General features: G+C 73.9%; 13 protein-coding genes. 2 read left to right on the forward strand and 11 right to left on the reverse strand.

Translation table 11 applies throughout. From position 1 onward, the window contains the following. Positions 1-530: 530 nt before the first annotated feature. The gene (locus F8271_RS21260; RefSeq protein WP_151491587.1) at positions 531-1,871 is read right to left on the reverse strand and encodes an aminotransferase class I/II-fold pyridoxal phosphate-dependent enzyme; all 1,341 of its coding nucleotides are present in this window, start codon (positions 1,869-1,871) and stop codon (positions 531-533) included. A gap of 34 nt (positions 1,872-1,905) precedes the next feature. Here F8271_RS21260 and F8271_RS21265 point away from each other — a divergent pair, with 34 nt between their 5' ends. Next, positions 1,906-3,147 (forward strand): bifunctional pyridoxamine 5'-phosphate oxidase family protein/GNAT family N-acetyltransferase, encoded by a 1,242-nt coding sequence (locus tag F8271_RS21265; protein ID WP_151491588.1) that lies wholly within the window; start codon positions 1,906-1,908, stop codon positions 3,145-3,147. Positions 3,148-3,167: 20 nt separating this feature from the next. On the opposite strand, the gene F8271_RS21270 is transcribed toward F8271_RS21265, so the two are convergent. The 10 genes from F8271_RS21270 to F8271_RS21315 all read right to left on the reverse strand — a co-directional run bounded on the left by F8271_RS21270 (position 3,168) and on the right by F8271_RS21315 (position 13,375). Continuing rightward, on the reverse strand, positions 3,168-4,097 hold the full coding sequence (locus tag F8271_RS21270; protein ID WP_151491589.1) for a sporulation protein: 930 nt from the start codon (positions 4,095-4,097) through the stop codon (positions 3,168-3,170). A gap of 109 nt (positions 4,098-4,206) precedes the next feature. Then, complete coding sequence (locus F8271_RS21275; RefSeq protein ID WP_151491590.1) at positions 4,207-5,271, reverse strand: hemolysin family protein; 1,065 nt, start codon at positions 5,269-5,271, stop codon at positions 4,207-4,209. Then, a complete protein-coding gene (locus F8271_RS21280; protein WP_151491591.1) occupies positions 5,268-6,623 on the reverse strand; it encodes a hemolysin family protein in 1,356 nt (451 codons plus the stop codon). Before F8271_RS21280 ends, F8271_RS21275 begins: the two co-directional genes overlap by 4 nt. A 181-nt stretch (positions 6,624-6,804) precedes the next feature. Continuing rightward, entirely contained in the window at positions 6,805-7,164 is a 360-nt protein-coding gene (gene mnhG / locus F8271_RS21285; protein ID WP_151491598.1) for a monovalent cation/H(+) antiporter subunit G, read from the reverse strand. Continuing rightward, on the reverse strand, positions 7,164-7,427 hold the full coding sequence (locus F8271_RS21290) for a monovalent cation/H+ antiporter complex subunit F (RefSeq protein ID WP_370461942.1): 264 nt from the start codon (positions 7,425-7,427) through the stop codon (positions 7,164-7,166). Before F8271_RS21290 ends, mnhG begins: the two co-directional genes overlap by 1 nt. After that, on the reverse strand, positions 7,424-8,038 hold the full coding sequence (locus F8271_RS21295; protein WP_151491592.1) for a Na+/H+ antiporter subunit E: 615 nt from the start codon (positions 8,036-8,038) through the stop codon (positions 7,424-7,426). Before F8271_RS21295 ends, F8271_RS21290 begins: the two co-directional genes overlap by 4 nt. Further along, complete coding sequence (locus F8271_RS21300; RefSeq protein WP_151491593.1) at positions 8,035-9,540, reverse strand: Na+/H+ antiporter subunit D; 1,506 nt, start codon at positions 9,538-9,540, stop codon at positions 8,035-8,037. Before F8271_RS21300 ends, F8271_RS21295 begins: the two co-directional genes overlap by 4 nt. Beyond that, positions 9,540-10,019: a Na(+)/H(+) antiporter subunit C gene (locus tag F8271_RS21305; RefSeq protein ID WP_151491594.1), complete on the reverse strand. Its 480-nt coding sequence runs from the start codon at positions 10,017-10,019 to the stop codon at positions 9,540-9,542. Before F8271_RS21305 ends, F8271_RS21300 begins: the two co-directional genes overlap by 1 nt. Beyond that, positions 10,016-12,850, reverse strand: a complete 2,835-nt coding sequence (locus F8271_RS21310) for a Na+/H+ antiporter subunit A (protein WP_151491595.1) — start codon at positions 12,848-12,850, stop codon at positions 10,016-10,018. The genes F8271_RS21305 and F8271_RS21310 overlap by 4 nt, the downstream gene beginning before the upstream one ends. A 138-nt stretch (positions 12,851-12,988) precedes the next feature. After that, positions 12,989-13,375, reverse strand: coding sequence for a hypothetical protein (locus F8271_RS21315; RefSeq protein ID WP_151491596.1), 387 nt, complete (start codon positions 13,373-13,375; stop codon positions 12,989-12,991). A gap of 177 nt (positions 13,376-13,552) precedes the next feature. Here F8271_RS21315 and F8271_RS21320 point away from each other — a divergent pair, with 177 nt between their 5' ends. Further along, entirely contained in the window at positions 13,553-18,220 is a 4,668-nt protein-coding gene (locus F8271_RS21320; RefSeq protein WP_151491597.1) for an ATP-dependent helicase, read from the forward strand. The last annotated feature ends 6 nt before the right edge of the window (positions 18,221-18,226 follow it).

The raw sequence follows: 18,226 nt of genomic DNA on the forward strand, positions 1-18,226 counted from the left end.
GCCCGTTGAGCACCCTCGTCAGTGGTACAGCGGACAGACCCCTCGACCGCCCGTTGCGCACCCTGGACCGACCCTTGGGCAATCCCGTCCGCCCGCCGGGCACCCCCTTGACCCCCCTATTTGGCACTACCAAGCGCCTTCGGGGCACTCCCAAACGCCCGGTTGGTCTCGTGTGCCTCCCGAGCACCTTCCTGCGTCCACTGCGCAAGCTCATTCTCGTACGTGGGACATGGCCGCTGCGCATTCTCGGTCGTCGACCTCCGGAGGGCGCCCTCAGTCGTCAGCCGCCGCCGCTGCGCGTCCTCAGACGTCGAGCGCCACGGCGTACCTTCAGGTGCCGTCGATCCCAGGGCGGCCAATGTGGTGACCGACCGGTGGTCGTCGCGGTCGGTCACCACACATGGCAGGAACCGCCGGTCGCACGCGTCCACTGCCTCACACTGGCGCACGTCGAGCACGCCCAAGACATGATCATAATCGGTGCTGCGCTGGCTCGTTCCAACCGTCCAGAATCCTCGCGATCTTGAGGCTCAGGTGGTGAAGCCAGCGGGCGGGGTGGGATGGGCGGCCCGGGCCAGGGCGGCGGCCAGGGGAGGCAGATCCGTCACGGACAGAGGGCTGACGGTGATGCGGACGGCTGGTGGTGAGGCGATCCGGTAGAGGGCGCCGGGGGCCACCGCCCAGCCGGCGTCGCGCAGCGTGGTCACCGCGCTGGTCTCGTCCGCGACCGGCAGCCAGACGTTGATGCCGCTCCGGCCGTGCGCGGTCAGGCCGTGCTCCGCCAGCGCGGCCAGCAGCCCCTCGCGCCGCCGCTCGTAGCTCTCCGCCGCCCGCTCCACCAGCTCGCCGACCGCCGGATCCCGCCAGAGGGCGAGGACCAGCCGTTGCAGCACGGTGGAGACCCAGCCGGCACCCACCCGCGTCCGGCCGGTCACCCGCGCCACGGTGGTCTCGTCGCCGGCCAGCACGGCCAGCCGCAGATCCGGGCCGAAGGGCTTGCTCACCGAGCGCAGGAAGGCCCAGCTCCGCGTCGCACCGGCCAGCGGGTGCAGGGGTACGCGGGCCAGCTCGGCGGCGTGATCGTCCTCGATCAGCAGCAGATCCGGCCGATCGGCGAGCAGGTCCCGCAGCGCATCGGCGCGGGCGGCGGAGACGGCGGCGCCGGTCGGATTCTGCGCCCGGCTGGTGACCACCAGCGCCCGCGCCCCGGCGGCGAGCGCGGAGGCCACCCCGGCCACCAGTGGCCCCTCGTCGTCGAGGGGTACGCCGATCGGGCGCAGCCCCAGCGCCGCCACCAGGTCGAGCAGGTTGGCCCAGCCCGGATCCTCCACCGCGACCGCGTCGCCGGGGCGCAGGTGGGCGCCGAGCAGCCGCTCGATGCCGTCCAGAGCGCCGCCGGTGAGGGTCAGCTCACCGGCGGGTACGCCGTCGGCGTTCAGGCGGGCACGGGCCGCCTCGGCCAGTTCGGGCAGCACACCGGCGTCGGAGTAGCCGATCGACGCGCCCGCGTCGGCGGCGAGTGCCGCCAGGTGTGGAGCGAGCGGGGGCAGCGACCGGGGGTCGGGCTCGCCCCGGGACAGGTCACGAGCCCCGGGCAGCGGCGGCGGGCGCAGCGCGGACCGACGGGCGGCCACCGGAGGGCGGGGGCGCACCCGGGTGCCGTGCCGCCCGGCGGTGGCGAGCAGGCCGCGCTGGCGCAGCTCCTGGTAGGCGCGGGCGACGGTGGCGGGGCTGACGCCCAGCTCGGTGGCGAGGGCGCGCACCGGTGGCAGCGCCGTCCCGGGTGGCAGGGCGTCGGTACGGATGCCCGACTCGATGCTGGCCGAAATCGCGACGGCCGTCGCGCCGGCGAACTGATAGCGTGCTGACACAAATCAGAGATTGTACTAGAACAAAGGGGCGAGCATGTACCCACCCACCGCCCGCACCATCCCCAACCGCTCCCGCGACAAGATGAGCTACGACCGGGAAACGGCACACGCCGTGCTCGACGAGGCGTACCACTGCGCCCTCGGGTTCACCGTGGACGGCCAGCCACGGGTGCTGCCCACCCTGCACGTCCGCGTCGGCGACACGCTCTACCTGCACGGCTCCACCGGCAGCCGACCCCTGCTCGCCGCCCGCGACGACGGGCTGCCGGCCTGCGTCACGGTGACTCTGCTCGACGGGCTGGTCTACGCCCGCTCCCAGTTCCACCACAGCGCCAACTACCGCTCGGTCGTCGCACACGGCACCGCCCGACTGGTCACCGACGAGCGGGAGAAGACCGCCATGCTCACCGCGCTGGTCGAGAAGGTCGGCGCGGGACGCAGCACGGACACCCGCCCGCCCAGCCGGCGCGAGCTGGCCGAGACCGCCGTGCTGGCGTTGCCGCTGCGCGAGGTGTCCGTCCGCGCCCGCACCGGCGGGGTCCGCGAGGACGAGGCCGACCTGCACCTGCCGCACTGGGCCGGCGTCCTGCCGCTGCGGCTGACCGCCGGGCCGCCCGAGACCGCCGACGGGGTCACCGCGCCGCTGCCGGCGTACCTGCGGGCCGCCCGCACGCCCTGGCACGACCCGGTGCCACTGCACGGCGAACACGTCCGGCTGGAGCCGCTGGAGGCGGCGCATGCCGACGACCTGCACACCGCCACCGCCGACGACGAGGTGTGGCGGCACCTGACCGTCGCCCGGCCCAGCGCGCCGGCCGGCACCGCGGACGTCATCGCCGGTGCCCTGGCCGCCCAGCACCGCGGCGAACGGGTGGCCTGGGCGCAGCGCAGCGTGACCACCGGGGTGGTGGTCGGCACCACCTCGTACTACGAAATCGATCCGGAGCGGCGGTCCGTGGCGATCGGGCACACCTTCCTCGGCCGCCCCTGGTGGCGTACCGGGATCAACACCGAGGCCAAGCTGCTGCTGCTCGGCCGGGCCTTCGACGACCTCGGCGCGGTACGGGTGGTCTGGCACACCGACATCCGCAACGTTCGCTCCCAGGCGGCCATCGAACGCCTCGGCGCCACCCGCGAGGGGGTCCTGCGGATGCACCGGCAACGCCCGGACGGCTCCTGGCGGGACACCGTGCAGTACGCGATGACCGTCGACGAGTGGCCGAGCGCACAGGCCAGGCTGCGCGAGAGGCTTCGCCGGACAACACCGGTGGCGTGATGAGGGCGGGCATGGGGGTTTTAGGTGCCGTCGCCACCGGAGCCGCCGCCTCCTACGCCGGCGCTGCCGGCGGTGCCGCCCAGGCCGTAACCCGGTCGGATCGGCTGGTCGGGGTGGCGGCTGACGTGGGCCGACCCGGCGATCTGCGCGGACCAGTCGGCGTGCGCGGCCGCGGCGGCGTGCCGGTTGATCGCCTGGCGGATCCAGCCGTCCACGGTGGCGACCCAGTCCCGCCGATCGGCATCCTCGTGCCAGATCCGGAACCGGCTGATGCTCTGGTGCGTGATCCCGGCCAGCGCCAGCCGGCGATCCATCCACAGGATCGCCTCCAGGCCCGCCGAGTTGGTCACGAAGATCAGCTCCAGCTCGGTGATCGGCCCCGCGTACAGCGGCCCCACCCAGTACCCCCACCGCTGGTTCAACGGCAGGGTGTGCTCCACGCCGGGCAGGCCACCCTCCTGCAAACCCGCCTGACGAATCATGAAGCCCAGCGTGTCCAGCGCCGCCAGCACGTGCTGCTGGGTGGGGACCGGATGCACGAAGACCGGCACCATGGCCCCCTGGTCCAGATCCGGGTCGACGGACACCTCGGTCCGCAGTCCCATCCGCAGACTCAGCAGGGGCACCCCGCCGAACGTGGTCAGCGGGGTCTCCCACGGCAGCGGCATCGCGAAGTCCACCGCCCGCCGGCGGCCCGCCGGCACGACGAACCGGCCGGCGATGGGCACCTGGTGGAACTGCACCAGACGCCGCGGCGCGCCCGGGTCGTCCGGTTCGAGAGTCGTGACCAGGCCCAGCCGGATGTGGCGTACGAGCACGTCCTCCGGCCCGGCGGCCAGGGTCACCCGCCCCGGCAGGCGCAGGCCCGGACGGGTGCTCGGGTTGGGAAGCGTGGTCTGCACGGACAGCCCGGTCCAGCCGGACTCCCGCGACACCCCGGTCAGCCGCACCGCGCGCCCCCCTTCCGGGCCGAGGCCCCGCAGGCGCGCCTACCCGGTGGCGGTCACCTCAAGCCCGCCGGCTGACCCGGCCGTGCCGAGGCACGGCCGGGTCGGTGCCTCAGCGGAGTCGCCGCCCGCGCGGGACCGTGTCGGTTTCGTCGTCGAACTCGCCGATGACCTCTTCCAGCAGGTCCTCCAGCGCCACGAACCCGATCGGCCGGGCCGGGCCGCCGCCGTTGCGCACCAGCGCGAGCTGTGACTGCCGGGCCCGCATCGCCGCCACCGCCTCGGTGACCGAGGACGTCGCGGGCAGGGTGAACGCGGGCGTCATCAGCTCCGCGGCGGTGGCGACGCGACCGGTGGTGACCACCCGCACCGCCTCCCGGACGTGCACCAGACCGCAGACGTCGCCCGCCTCGTCCAGCACCGCCAGCCGGGAGCGCCCGCTGTCCCGGCTGACCTCCTCGATCCGCTGGGCCGGGTCGTCGCGGCGGACGGTCACCATGGTGGCGAACGGTTCCATCACCTGTGCCACCGACGTGCCCTGCAGCTCCAGCATGCTGGTCAGCAACTGGTGCTGCTCGGCGCCGAGCAGTCCGTGCTCGCGGGACTGCTCCAGCAGGATCCGCAGCTCGTCCGGGCCGTGCACCTGGGCGAGCTGGTCCTGCTGGTTGACCCCGAACAACCGCAGGATCGCGTTGGCCAGCGCGTTGAGCGCGGACAGCACCGGCCGGGACACCCGCGCGAAGGCGCGGAACGGCAACGCGAGCAGCGTCGCCGAGCGTTCGGCGTCGGTGATCGCCCACGACTTCGGTGCCATCTCCCCCACCACCAGGTGCAGGAAGGTGACCAGCCCGAGGGCGAAGAGCAGGGCGATCAGATGGCTGGGCGCGTCCGGCAGACCCACCGCGTGCAGCAGCGGGCTGATCAGATGCTCGATGGCCGGCTCGGCCAGCGCGCCGAGCCCCAGGGTGCACAGGGTGATGCCGAGCTGCGCGCCGGCCAACATCAGCGACAGCTCGCGGACACCGTCCAGCGCCGCGCGGGCCGCCCGCCCGCCGCTCGCCGCCGCCTGCTCCAGGCGGTACCGCTTGCTGGCCACCAGGGCGAACTCGGCGGCCACGAAGAACCCGTTCAGCGCCAGCAGGATCACCGAGCTGAACAGCGCGATGCCGGGGCTCATGCGGCGGCCTCCGGCCTGCTCAGCGCCAGCCGTACCGAGTCGGCGACGTGCCGGTCCACGGCCAGCACCTCGACCAGCGCGCGGGGCTCCGCCTCGCCGTCGTCGGCGTCGGCGCCCTCGGGCAACAGCCTGATCTCCAGCCGGTCACCGACCTCCGGCACCCGGCCCAACTCCCGCATCACCAGACCGGAGAGAGTGTCGTACTCCGGGGCCTCGGGCAACGCGATACCGGTGCTGTCGGCGACCTCGTCGATCCGCCAGCGGGCCGGCACCACCCACGACCCGTCGTCCTGCCGGGCGGGTGCCCGCTCCGGCGGGTCGTCCTCGTCGCGGATCGGGCCGACCAGCTCCTCGGCGATGTCCTCCAGCGTGATCACGCCGGCGAAGCCGCCGTACTCGTCGACCACGCACGCCATCTGCCGATGCCCGGACCGCAGCCGGTCGAGCACGGTGGGCAGCGGCAACGTCTCCGGCACCAGCAGCGGCGGCCCCGCCACCGCGCTCACCGGGGTGGTGGCCCGCTCGCCCGGGGGTACGCCGAGCACGTCGGCGATGCCGACGATGCCGATCAGGTCGTCGACGCCCTCCGCACCGCGGACCGGGAACCGGGAGTGGCCGGTGTCCAGCAACTCGACCACCCGGCTCACCGGCTCGTGCGCCCGTACGGTGTGCACGTCGACCCGGGGCACCATGGCCTCGCCGGCGGTGAGTTCACGGAAGTCGAGCCCCCGGTCGAGCAGCGTGGACATCTCGGCGTCGAGGCTGCCCTCCTCGCGGGACTCGGCGATGATCTGCTCCAGGTCGGCGGGGGTGGCCCCGCTGGGCAGTTCCTCGATCGGTTCGATGCCGATGCGGCGTAGCAGCCGTACCGACGCCCGGTCGAAGAGCCGGATCACCGGCCCGGCGACGGCGAGGTAGATGAGGGTGGACCGGCTCAGCGCCCGGGCCACCGGCTCGGCCCGCGCGATGGCCAGGTTCTTCGGGGCCAGCTCACCGAGGACCATCTGGACCACGGTGGCGAGGATCAGGGCCAGTGCCACCGACAGCGGCAGGCTGACCGATTCGCCGACGCCGGCCACGCCGAACAGCTCGGCGAGACCACCGCCGAGGTACGGCTCGGCCACGTAACCGACCAGCAGGGCGGTGACGGTGATGCCCAGCTGGGCGCCGGAGAGCATGAAGGAGAGCCGGCTGGTGACGGTCAGCGCGCGGGCGGCTGCCTCGTCGCCGTCGTCGGCGAGCTGGCGGAGCTTGCCCCGGTCGACGGCGACGTAGCCGAACTCCTGCGCCACGAAGTAGCCGGTGGCGGCGGTGAGCACGATGATCAGAAGGAGACCGACGACGATCAACACGGGTCGCTCAGGGCTCCCGGGGTCGTCGGAACGGGAAGATGCCGGGCACGACCCGGCTGGCTACTGCTGCCCTCCTGGGCAGAAGAGTCGATCATGCCGTCATTTTATCGGCGCTGGCTGGGACTCCGCTGGGGGTGGCCCGAAGGCGGCCGATCGTCCCGTTCATCCGTGCCGACCGCGGTCAGGCCGGCCCCGCCGAACCGCCCCCCGACCCGCGCCCGGCCAGGTCGTCGGCGTCGAGCAGGTCCCGGTTCAGCCGGCCGGACCGGTACGCCGCCCTGCCGATCATCTGCGCCGCGACCGGCGCGGTCGCCAGCTGGAACACCGCCACCAGCGCGATCATGCCGAGGTCGGCTCCGGAGCGCAGCCGCAGGGCGATGCCGATCAGCAGCAGGAGCACCCCGAGCACCTGCGGTTTGGTGGCCGCGTGCATCCGGGACAGGGCGTCCGGGAAGCGCAGCACGCCAATCGCGGCGGCCAGGCCGAGCAGCGCGCCGGTGACCAGGCAGGCGGCGCCGAGCCAGTCCGCGACCGTCGCGATCACGCCTGCTCCCGGACGGCGAAGCGGACCAGCGACACCGAGCCGACGAACCCCAGCAGGGAGAGCACCACGAGCACCGGCAGCGTGGTGGCGTGCCGGTTGACCGCCGCCTCCGCGCCGACCGCGCCGACCATGGTGGCGAGCAGCATGTCCGCGGCGATGACCCGGTCCAGCAGCGACGGGCCCCGGTAGAGCCGGGCCAGCGCCAGCAGCGCGGTCACCGACAGCAGGGCGGTGAGGACGACGGCGAAGAACGTGATCACGGGGAGGTTCCCTTCTCGGCGGGGTCGGTCTCGACCCGGCGCAACTCGGCGGCGGAGCCCACCGCCCGGACGATCCGCCGCTCGACGGCGAGCGTGCGGTCCCGGGCCGCGGCCAGATCCGGCGGCCCGTGGGTGTCCAGCACGTGCAGGTAGAGCGTCGCGGACTCCCGGTCCACCTCGAGGATCAGCGTGCCGGGCACCAGCGAGACCGCCTCGGCGGTGAGCGCCAGGTTCAGGTCCGTACGGACCCGCAACTGGACCGCGATGATCGCCCCGCGCGGCCGGTAGCCGGGCTGCACGGCGATCCGGGCGACGTGCAGGCTCGCGCTGACCAGCTCGACGGCGAAGCGGCCCGCGAACGCCAGCATCGCCCGGGGCCGCAGCCGGCCCCCGAAGGTGACCGCCGGCAACGGGAAGAACACCAGCACCGCGCTGCCCACCAGCAGGCCACTCACCAGATTCGCCCAGTTGATGTCGCCCCAGAGCAGGTTCCAGACCAGCACCAGCCAGCCGAGCGCCACCGCCTGGTCGCGCCAGCGCCCGAACCGACCACGTCGGGAGGCGGACTGCTCGCCGGCGGTCTCCGGGTCGCCGTCGCCCTGGCCCGTCACGACACACCGTCGGGCAGGACAGCCCGCACGTACGGCGTACGCGACAGCAGGTCGGTGGCGGCGTCGGCGGTGACGTCGAACAGCGGACCCGCCAGCACGGTCAGCGCCAGCCCGAACGCGACGAGGGCGATGGTGGCCCCGACCATCAGCCGGGGAAGCTGGACGACGGGTTCGGCGGTGGCCAGCCGGGGCGCCCGCCAGAAGGCGATGTTCCACACCCGGGAGGCGACGTAGAGGGTGAGCAGGCTGGTCAACGTGCCGGCGGCGACCAGCACGGCGGGCAGCGCCCCACCGGCCGCCACACCGGCCTGGAGCAGCCCGAGCTTGCCGAGGAATCCGGAGAACGGCGGCACCCCGGCGAGATTCATCGCCGGGACGAAGAACAGCACGCCGAGCAGCGGCGCCACCCGCGCCAGCCCGCCGATGCGGCGCAGGTCGGTGCTGCCGGCCCGCTCCTCGACCAGACCCGCGACCAGGAACAACGTGGTCTGGATGGTGATGTGGTGCACCACGTAGAAGATCGCCCCGGAGAGCCCGGCGGCGGTGCTCAACGCCACCCCGAAGATCATGTAGCCGATGTGGCTGACCAGGGTGAACGAGAAGAGCCGCTTCAAATCCGACTGGGCCACCGCGCCGAGGATGCCGACCATCATGGTCAGCCCCGCCACGACCATCAGCAGACCGTCCACCTGCCCACCGGGAAAGAGCAGCGTCTCGGTACGGATGATCGCGTAGACACCCACCTTGGTGAGCAGGCCGGCGAACACGGCGGTGACCGGGGCCGGTGCCGTCGGGTAGCTGTCCGGCAACCAGGCCGACAGCGGGAAGACCGCCGCCTTGATGGCGAAGGCGAGCAGCAGCATCAGTTGCAGGGCCAGCCGCACCCTGTCCGGCAGGGCGTCCAGGCGCTGGGCGAGCTGGGCGAGGTTGAGCGTGCCGGTGGCCCCGTACACCAGCCCCACCGCGGTCAGGAAGATCATCGAGGAGAGGATGCTGACCACCACGTACGTCGACCCGGTCCGGATCCGGGTCTCGGTGCCGCCCAGGGTGATCAGCACGAAACTCGCCACCAGCAGGATCTCGAAGCCGACGAACAGGTTGAACAGGTCACCGGCGAGGAACGCGTTGGTGACACCGGCGGTGAGCACCAGGTACGTCGGGTGGAAGATGACCACCGGCGTGGTCTCGCCCGTCTCGCTGCGGCCCTGGCCGATCGAGTACAGCAGCACGCAGAGGGTCACCGCCGACGAGACCACCAGCATCAACGCCGCGAGCTGGTCGGCGACCAGCACGATGCCGACCGGCGCCGGCCAGCCGCCCACGACCATCACCACCGGCCCGTACCGGTACGCCTGCACCAGCAGCAGCACCGCGACGGTGAAGGTGCCGGTCAGGCAGAGCACGCTGACCGCGCGCTGGATCCGGGGTTGCGTGGCCAGCAGCAGGGTCAGCGCCGCACCGAGCAGCGGCACCACCACGGGCAGCGGCAGCAGCGTACCCATCACGCCTCGTCCCCACGCCGCAGCCGGCGGCGGGCGGGTTCGGGATCCACCTGCTCCGGGTCGCCGTCCGGGCCCTCCCCGCCGAGGTCGACGGCCCCCACCTCGTTGCGGCCGGCCCGACGGATGATCTGCCGGTCCTCCAGGTCGTCGGGCACCTCGTCGTCACCGCTGAGAAACCAGCTGCGGTACGCCACGGCGAGCAGGAACGCGGTCAACCCGAACGTGATCACGATGGCGGTCAGCACCATGGCCTGCGGCAGCGGGTCGCTCATCTCGTCGACCGGGCCGGTGCCGACGATCGGCGCCCCACCAGAGCGGCCACCCAGCAGGATCAGCAGATTCACCCCGTTGCCGAGCAGGATCACGCCGAGCAGGATCCGGGTCAGGCTGCGCTCCAGCAGCAGGATCACCCCGCAGCCGACCAGCACCGCGACCGCGAGCACCAGGATCAGCGTGGGTCCAGCACCCTCCTCGGTCACGCGCGCTCCCCCTTGTCGACGGTCAGTCCGCCCTCGGCGGCCCCGGTGGCCTCGATGTGCCGGTCCACCTCGGCGCCGAGACTGCGCAGGATGTCCAGCACCAGCCCGACCACGACCAGATACACGCCGATGTCGAAGAAGATCGAGGTGACCAGGTACGCGTCGCCGATCAGCGGCAGCGGCCGCTCGACCTTCGCGCTCTCCAGCACCTGCCCGCTCAGCAGCAGCGCCACCAGGCCGGAGCCCACCGACACGGCCAGCCCCGCGCCGAGGACCACACCGGCACCGACCGGGGCCGCCTCGGTCAGCTCGTACCGGCCACCGGCCAGGTAGCGGACCGCCAGGGCGAGACCCGCGACCAGACCACCGGCGAAGCCGCCGCCCGGCGCGTTGTGCCCGGAGAAGAGCAGGAACAGGGAGAACAGCACCACGGTGTGGAAGATCAGCCGGATGACCACCTCCAGCACGATCGAGCGGCGCTCCTCGTAGAGGGTCGGCCCGCCGCGCAGCCACACCGGCCGGCCCGGCCTGTTCACCCGCCAGTCCGACTCGGGCCGGCGCGGTCGTGGCCCGGTGCGGGACCGCTCGAAGATCAGACTGGCGACCCCGGTCGCGGCCACCACCAGCACGGCGATCTCGCCCATCGTGTCCCAGGCCCGGATGTCGACCAGGGTCACGTTGACCACGTTGCGGCCGTACCCCTGGACCACCGCCAGATCCGGGAAGACGGCGGAGATGTCCGGCGCCCGGCGGGCGCCGGCGGCGACCAGCGACAGCCCGGCGGCCACCACACCCACCGCGACCCCGATCGCCCGGCGGGTCCACCGGCTGCGCCGCAGCGGGCGGGCCGAGAACCGCTCCGGCAGGCGGCGCAGCACCAGCACGAAGACGGCGATCGTCGCGGTCTCCACCAGGAACTGGGTGAGCGCCAGATCGGGCGCGCCGTGCAGGACGAACAGCATGGCGGTGCCGTAGCCGGTCATCCCCACCAGCAGCATCGCGGTCAGCCGGCGTCGGGCGCCGACCGCCAGCACCGCCGCCACCGCGATCACCACGACGACCACCGGTTGCAGCGGGCTGTCCCAGAGCGGGATCCGGGCCCGCCACGGACTGGCGGCGAGCATCGCCCCACCGGGCAGCAGCACGAGGGTGACCAGGATGATGCCCAGGTACTGCGGCAGGGAGCCGCGCTGCGTCGCCCCGGTCACCTCGATGGCCAGCCGGTCGAACCGGCCCACGACCCACTCGTACCCCTGGCTGCCCCTCACCGGTGAGCGGAGCCGCGCCAGCACCGGGGCGAGCGGCCCGCGCGCGGCGAAGAGCAGACCACCGCCGACGAGCGCCAGCACGGACAGGCCGAGCGCCGGCGTCGGTCCGGGCCAGAGCGCCAGGTGCGCGTCGACCCGGCCGAGCAGGTCGGCGTACGGGCGCAGCAGGCCGTCCAACCCGCCGGCGGCCGGGCCGGCGAGCAGCCCGACAGCGGCCAGCACGGCCGGCGGGGCGAGCATCGGACCGGCGATCCGGTGCGGGTGCACCGGTTCCACGCCCGACCGGTCACTGAACGCTCCCCACAGGAAACGGGCGCTGTACGCCACGGTGAGCACCGTCCCGGCGACGAAGCCGGCGAGGAGCACCGGCTGGTCGAGGAACGCCGCGAACACCGCCTCCTTGGCCACGAAACCGACGAGCGGCGGCACGCCGGCCATCGACGCGGCGGCCAGCACGGCGACCACGAACAGCGGCCGGGACCAGTGCCGCAGCCCGGACAACTCGCGCAGATCGCGGGTGCCGGCGCCGTGATCGATGATCCCGACGACCAGGAACAGCGCCGCCTTGAACAGCGCGTGCGCCAGCAGCATCGCGACGCCGGCCAGGGCCGCGTCCGGGGTGCCGGACCCGGTCACCGCCACCAGCAGACCGAGCTGACTGACCGTGCCGTACGCCAGCAGCAGCTTCAGGTCGGTCTGCCGCAGCGCCGCCCAGCCGCCGAGCAGCATGGTGGCCAGGCCGGCGACCTGCACGACGGGCCGCCACGGTCCGACCGTGGCGAGCGCCGGCGCGAGCAGCCCGAGCAGGTAGACGCCGGCCTTGACCATGGCGGCGGCGTGCAGGTACGCGCTCACCGGGGTGGGCGCCGCCATCGCGACCGGCAGCCAGGAGTTGAACGGCAGCACCGCCGACTTGGACAGCGCGCCGGCCAGGATCAGCAGCACCGCCGTGATCAGGTAGCCGCCACCGGGCAGCGGCTGGGCGGCGATCTCCGACCAGCGGTAGCTGCCGGCGTGCTCGCCGAGCAGGATGAACCCGACCAGCATGGACAGCCCGCCGAGCGTGGTGACGGTCAGCGCCTGCGCCGCCGCCCACCGGCTGGAGCGCCGCTCGGTGCTGTGCCCGATCAGCAGGTACGAGAAGATCGTGGTCAGCTCCCAGCCGACGTAGAGCAGCAGCAGGTCGTCGGCGAGGACCAGGAGGAGCATCGCGCCGGCGAACGCCACCAGCACGGCGGCGTACTGGGCCAACCCGGGCGAGCCGGTGTCGAAGTAGCGGGCGCTGTAGACCAGGATCAGCGCGCCGACGCCGCCGATCAGCAGGGTCATCAGCCAGGACAGGGTGGTGAGCCGTAACGCGATGTCGAGGCCCAACTGCCCGATCCACGGGTACGTCTCGACCACCGCCCCGCCGTCGTCGACGGCCGGGGTGCGGGCCACCGCCCAGCAGAACGCGGCGGCCGGCGCCAACGCCAACGGGTAGCACGCGCGGGTGCCCCACCACCGGACGAGCAGCGGCGCGGCGAGGGCCGCCACGAAGTGGAGGATGAGCAGTACCAGCACCCGCGCTCCCGATCGAGGTGGCCGACGCCCGTGCAGCGGTGGCGCCTGACAGCGATCAGACGACAGTTCGTCGCCCGCCGGGCCGTTTTGCCGGAATTCGCCCGGTGGTCGTCGGGAGGTGCCTGTGGCCCGGGGCCGTCAGCGCAGCAGGGCGTCGCCGATGGGCAGCGCGTCGTCGAGGGCGGCGCGGTCGCGGTGCAGCTCGGCCAGCAGGTCGACCCGACCGAGCTGGCGGGCGACCTTGTCGACCACCCGCTCCGCGGCGGTCAGCGACCGCACCGAGAGCAGGCGGCCGCGGCTCTCCCGACGCAACACGAAGTAGTGGACGGCGGCACGGACCTGGCCGCGGTCGGCGGCGCTGGCCTGTGCGGTGGAGACGACCAGCTCCCGCAGGCAGCGGGCGAGTCGTTCGGCGAGCTCCAGCTCGGGACCGTGCAGGCCACCGCGGAGCGTGGCGAGGTGGCTGTCGACCTTGCGGATCAGCACATCGGTGCCGGGTTCGACGTTCCGCTGCTCGCCGGCCATCCGATCCCTCCCACCTGCTCGCGTTGCGAGTGAAGTTACTTTATGTTGCTCCTCACAAGCAAGCAGTTAAGTGAGACTTAACGTATTAAGCACGCATCTCGTGCTTATGCCATACGACCGGACACATTACACCCTGGCCTGTTCGTGGTTGTCGTACCGGAGGAGCACGATGGAGCGGTGACCGGGGCAGACGAAGATACGGCCGGCGTGCTCGACGGGTTCGGCCCGGCCACCCGCGCCTGGTTCGACGCCGCCTTCGCCGCCCCCACCGCCGCCCAGACCGGCGCCTGGCGGTCCGTCGCCGCCGGCCGCAACGCCCTCGTCGTGGCGCCCACCGGCTCCGGCAAGACGCTCGCGGCGTTCCTCTGGTCACTGGACCGGCTGGCCCGCGAGCCGGCACCGGCCGAGGCCCGACAGCGCTGCCGGGTGCTCTACGTCAGCCCGCTCAAGGCCCTCGCCGTCGACGTGGAGCGCAACCTGCGCGCCCCGCTGGCCGGCATCCGGCAGGCGGCCACCCGGCTCGGCGTCGCCCCACCCGAGATCACCGTCGGCACGCGCACCGGCGACACCCCGGCCGACGAACGACGGGCCTTCGCCCGCACCCCACCGGACATCCTCATCACCACGCCCGAGTCGCTGTTCCTGCTGCTCACCTCCGCGGCGCGGGATTCGCTGCGCGGCGTCCAGACGGTGATCGTCGACGAGGTGCACGCGGTGGCCGGCAGCAAACGCGGCGCCCACCTCGCCCTCTCGCTGGAACGCCTCGACGAGCTGCTGCCCGCCCCGGCGCAGCGGATCGGTCTCTCCGCCACCGTCCGGCCGATCGACGCCTGCGCCCGGTTCCTCGGCGGCGCCCACCCGGTCGACGTCGTGCAGCCGGCCACGCCGAAGACCATCGAGGTCAGCGTGCAGGTCCCCGTGGAGGACATGACCCGCCTCGACAAGCAGGAGCAGCCACCCGAGGACGACCTCGGCGGCCCCGGCCCACGCCGCGCCTCGATCTGGCCGGCGGTGGAGGAACGCGTCTTCACGCTGATCGGCCAACACCGCTCCACCATCGTCTTCACCAACTCCCGCCGCAGCGCCGAACGCCTCTGCGCGCGGCTCAACGAGCTGGCCGCCGAGGAGGTGGCCGCCGCGCCGGATGGCGACGCGGTCGGCGTACCGGACGGGTTGTCGCCTGGCGACGACCCGGCGGGTGACGGCGGCCCGGCGTCCGGCGCGCAGCGGTGGGGTGGCCCGGCGGGGCCGGTGCGCAACCGTCCGCCGGCCGAGGTGATGGCCCAGTCCGGTGCGGCCACCGGCGCGGCGCCGGTGATCGCCCGCGCCCACCACGGCAGCGTCTCCCGCGAGGAGCGCAAGCACATCGAGGAGGCGCTCAAGTCCGGCCAGCTCCCGGCCGTGGTGGCCACCTCCAGCCTGGAGCTGGGCATCGACATGGGCGCGGTCGACCTGGTGGTGCAGATCGAGGCGCCGCCGAGCGTGGCCGCCGGGCTGCAACGGGTCGGCCGCGCCGGGCACCAGGTGGGCGCGGTCTCCCGCGGCGTGGTCTTCCCCAAGCACCGCGGTGACCTGCTCTCCTGCGCGGTGGTCGCCGAGCGGATGACCGACGGCGCGATCGAGGAGCTGCACTACCCGCGCAACCCGCTGGACGTGCTGGCCCAGCAGATCGTCGCCATGGTGGCGCTGGAGCCGTGGCGGGTCGGCGACGTGGCCGTGCTGGTCCGCCGGGCCGCGCCCTTCGCCGAGCTGCCCGACTCCGCCCTGCACGCCGTCCTGGACATGCTCTCCGGCCGCTACCCGTCCACCGCGTTCGCCGAGCTGCGCCCCCGGCTGGTCTGGGACCGGGCCGCCGACCTGCTCACCGGCCGCCCCGGCGCGCAACGGCTCGCGGTGACCAGCGGCGGCACCATCCCGGACCGAGGGCTGTTCGGAGTGTTCCTCGCCGGCGCCGAGCGGGCCGCCCGGGTCGGCGAGCTGGACGAGGAGATGGTCTACGAGTCGCGGGTCGGCGACGTCTTCCTGCTCGGCTCGTCCTCGTGGCGCATCGAGGAGATCACCCCCGACCGGGTGCTGGTCTCGCCGGCCCCCGGGCAGGCCGCGCGGATGCCGTTCTGGAAGGGCGACCAACTGGGCCGTCCCGTGGAGCTGGGTCGGGCCATCGGCGCCCGGGTGCGCGGTCTGCTGCGGCAGAGCGACGAGGCGGCACTGGCCGCGCTGCGGTCCGGCGGGCTGGACGACTGGGCCGCCGGCAACCTCATGGCGTACCTGCGTGACCAGCGGGAGGCCACCCGCTCACTGCCCGACGACCGCACGATCGTGGTCGAGCGGTTCCGCGACGAGCTGGGCGACTGGCGGCTCGCCGTGCACAGCGTCCTCGGCGCGCGGGTCAACGGGCCGTGGGCCCTCGCGGTGGGCCGCCGGCTCGCCGAACGGTACGGGGTGGACGCCCAGGTGATGCCCTCCGACGACGGCATCGTGATACGCCTGCCGGACACCGCCGACGAACCGCCCGGCGCCGACGTGGTGGTCTTCGAGCCCGACGAGATCACCCAACTGGTCGAGGAGTCGGTCGGCACGTCCGCGCTCTTCGCCGCGCGCTTTCGCGAGTGCGCCGCCCGGTCGCTGCTGCTGCCCCGCCGCGACCCGCGCCGCCGCCAGCCGCTGTGGCAGCAGCGGCAACGCGCCGCGCAACTGCTCGACGTGGCCCGCGAGTACGCGGACTTCCCGGTCACCCTGGAGGCCGCCCGGGAATGCCTCCAGGATGTCTTCGACCAGCCGGCGCTGGCCGGGCTGATGCGTGACCTGGCCACCCGCAAGGTCCGGCTGGTCGAGGTGGAGACCAGCGCCCCGTCCCCGTTCGCCCGGTCGCTGCTCTTCGGTTACGTCGGCGCGTTCCTCTACGAGGGCGACGCCCCGCTCGCCGAGCGCCGCGCCGCCGCGCTCGCCCTGGACTCCACGCTCCTCGGCGAGCTGCTCGGCCGCGTCGACCTGCGCGAGTTGCTCGACCCTGCGGTGCTCACCGAGACCGAGCGGCAGTTGCGCTGGCTGACCGAGCAGCGCCGCCCCCGCGACGCGGAGGACGTGGTCGAGCTGCTGCGGGTGCTCGGCGACCTGAGTGACGCCGAGCTGACCGGGCGGGGTGTGCCCGAGACCTGGCTGACCGAGCTGGAGGCCAGCCGACGGGCACTGCGGGTGCGGATCGCCGGCGAGCAGCGCTGGGTGGGTGTCGAGGACGCCGCCCGGCTGCGTGACGCGCTCGGCGTGGCGCTGCCGGTCGGGGTGGCCGAGGCGTACCTCGCGCCGGTGGCCGACCCCCTGGGTGACCTGGTGGCCCGTTACGCCCGCACGCACGGGCCGTTCGCCGCGGCGAGTTGCGCGGCCCGCTTCGGGCTCGGTGTGTTCGTCGTCGAGCAGGCGCTGCGCCGTCTCGCCGCCACCGGCCGGGTGGTCTCCGGGGAGTTCACCCCGGATTCCGCCGGCGCCCAGTGGTGCGACGCAGAGGTGCTGCGGATGCTGCGTCGCCGCTCGCTCGCGGCGCTGCGCCGGGAGATCGAGCCGGTGCCACCCCGGGCGTTGGCCACGTTCCTGCCCCGCTGGCAGCAGGTCGGCTCGTCGGCCCGGGGCGTCGAGGCGCTCGCCGCCACCGTGGAGCAGTTGCAGGGCGCGGCGGTGCCGGCGTCCGCCCTGGAACGGCTGGTGCTGCCCGGCCGGGTCGCCGACTACTCCCCCGCACAGCTCGACGAGCTGTGCGCCAGCGGGGAGGTGCTGTGGGCCGGGTCGGGGGCGATCTCCGGCGGCGACGGATGGGTCACCCTGGCGTACGCGGATGCCGCGCCGTTGCTGCTCCCACCGCCGGACGACGCGCTGACCCGCACCCCGCTGCACGACGCGGTCCTCGACGCGCTCGGCGACGGGCAGGCGCTGTTCTTCCGGCCGCTGGCCGACCGGGTGGGCTCGACCGACGACGCCGCCCTGACCGGCGTCATCTGGGACCTGGTCTGGGCCGGTCACCTCACCAACGACACCCTCGCCCCGCTGCGCGCGGTGCTCGGCGCTGGCGGCGCGCACCGCTCCCGGCCGTCCGCGCCCCGCACCCGGTACCGGCGGCCGGGCCGGGTGGCGCTGCCCACCCGGGGTGGCCCGCCGACGGTCGCCGGGCGCTGGTCGCGTCTGCCGGATCGGGACCTCGACCCGACCCGGCGGGCCGCCGCTCTCGCCGACGTGCTGCTGGAGCGGCACGGGGTGGTCACCCGCGGCGCGGTCATGGCCGAACAGGTGGTCGGCGGGTTCGCGGCGGTCTACCCGGTGCTGTCGGCGCTGGAGGAACGCGGCGCGGCCCGCCGGGGCTACTTCGTCGAGGGGCTCGGCGCGGCGCAGTTCGCGGTCCCCGGCGCGGTGGACCGCCTGCGCGCCCTGGCCGAGCCGGCCGACGGTGCCCGGGGCCGCGGTACCCCGGCCACGGTGCTCGCCGCCACCGACCCGGCCAACCCGTACGGCGCGGCGCTGCCCTGGCCGGACCGGGTGGTCGACTCCGGCGACGGGGCCGCCCCGGCGACCGGGCACCGGGCCGGCCGCAAGGCGGGCGCGCTGGTGGTGCAGGTCGGTGGCGACCTGGTGCTCTACGTGGAGCGCGGCGGCCGGACGCTGCTCTCCTTCACCGACGACACGGACACGCTCGCCGCGGCCGGCAAGGCGCTCGCCGACGCCGTCCACTCCGGAGCGTTGGGCGCGATGTCGGTGGAGCGGGCCGACGGCGAGGCGGTGCACTCCTCACCGCTGCGCGACGCGCTGACCGCCGCCGGCTTCCGGGCCACCCCACGCGGCCTACGCCTGCGCGGCTGACCCGCG

This window comes from Micromonospora sp. ALFpr18c (genome assembly GCF_008868155.1).
GTDB lineage: Bacteria > Actinomycetota > Actinomycetes > Mycobacteriales > Micromonosporaceae > Micromonospora.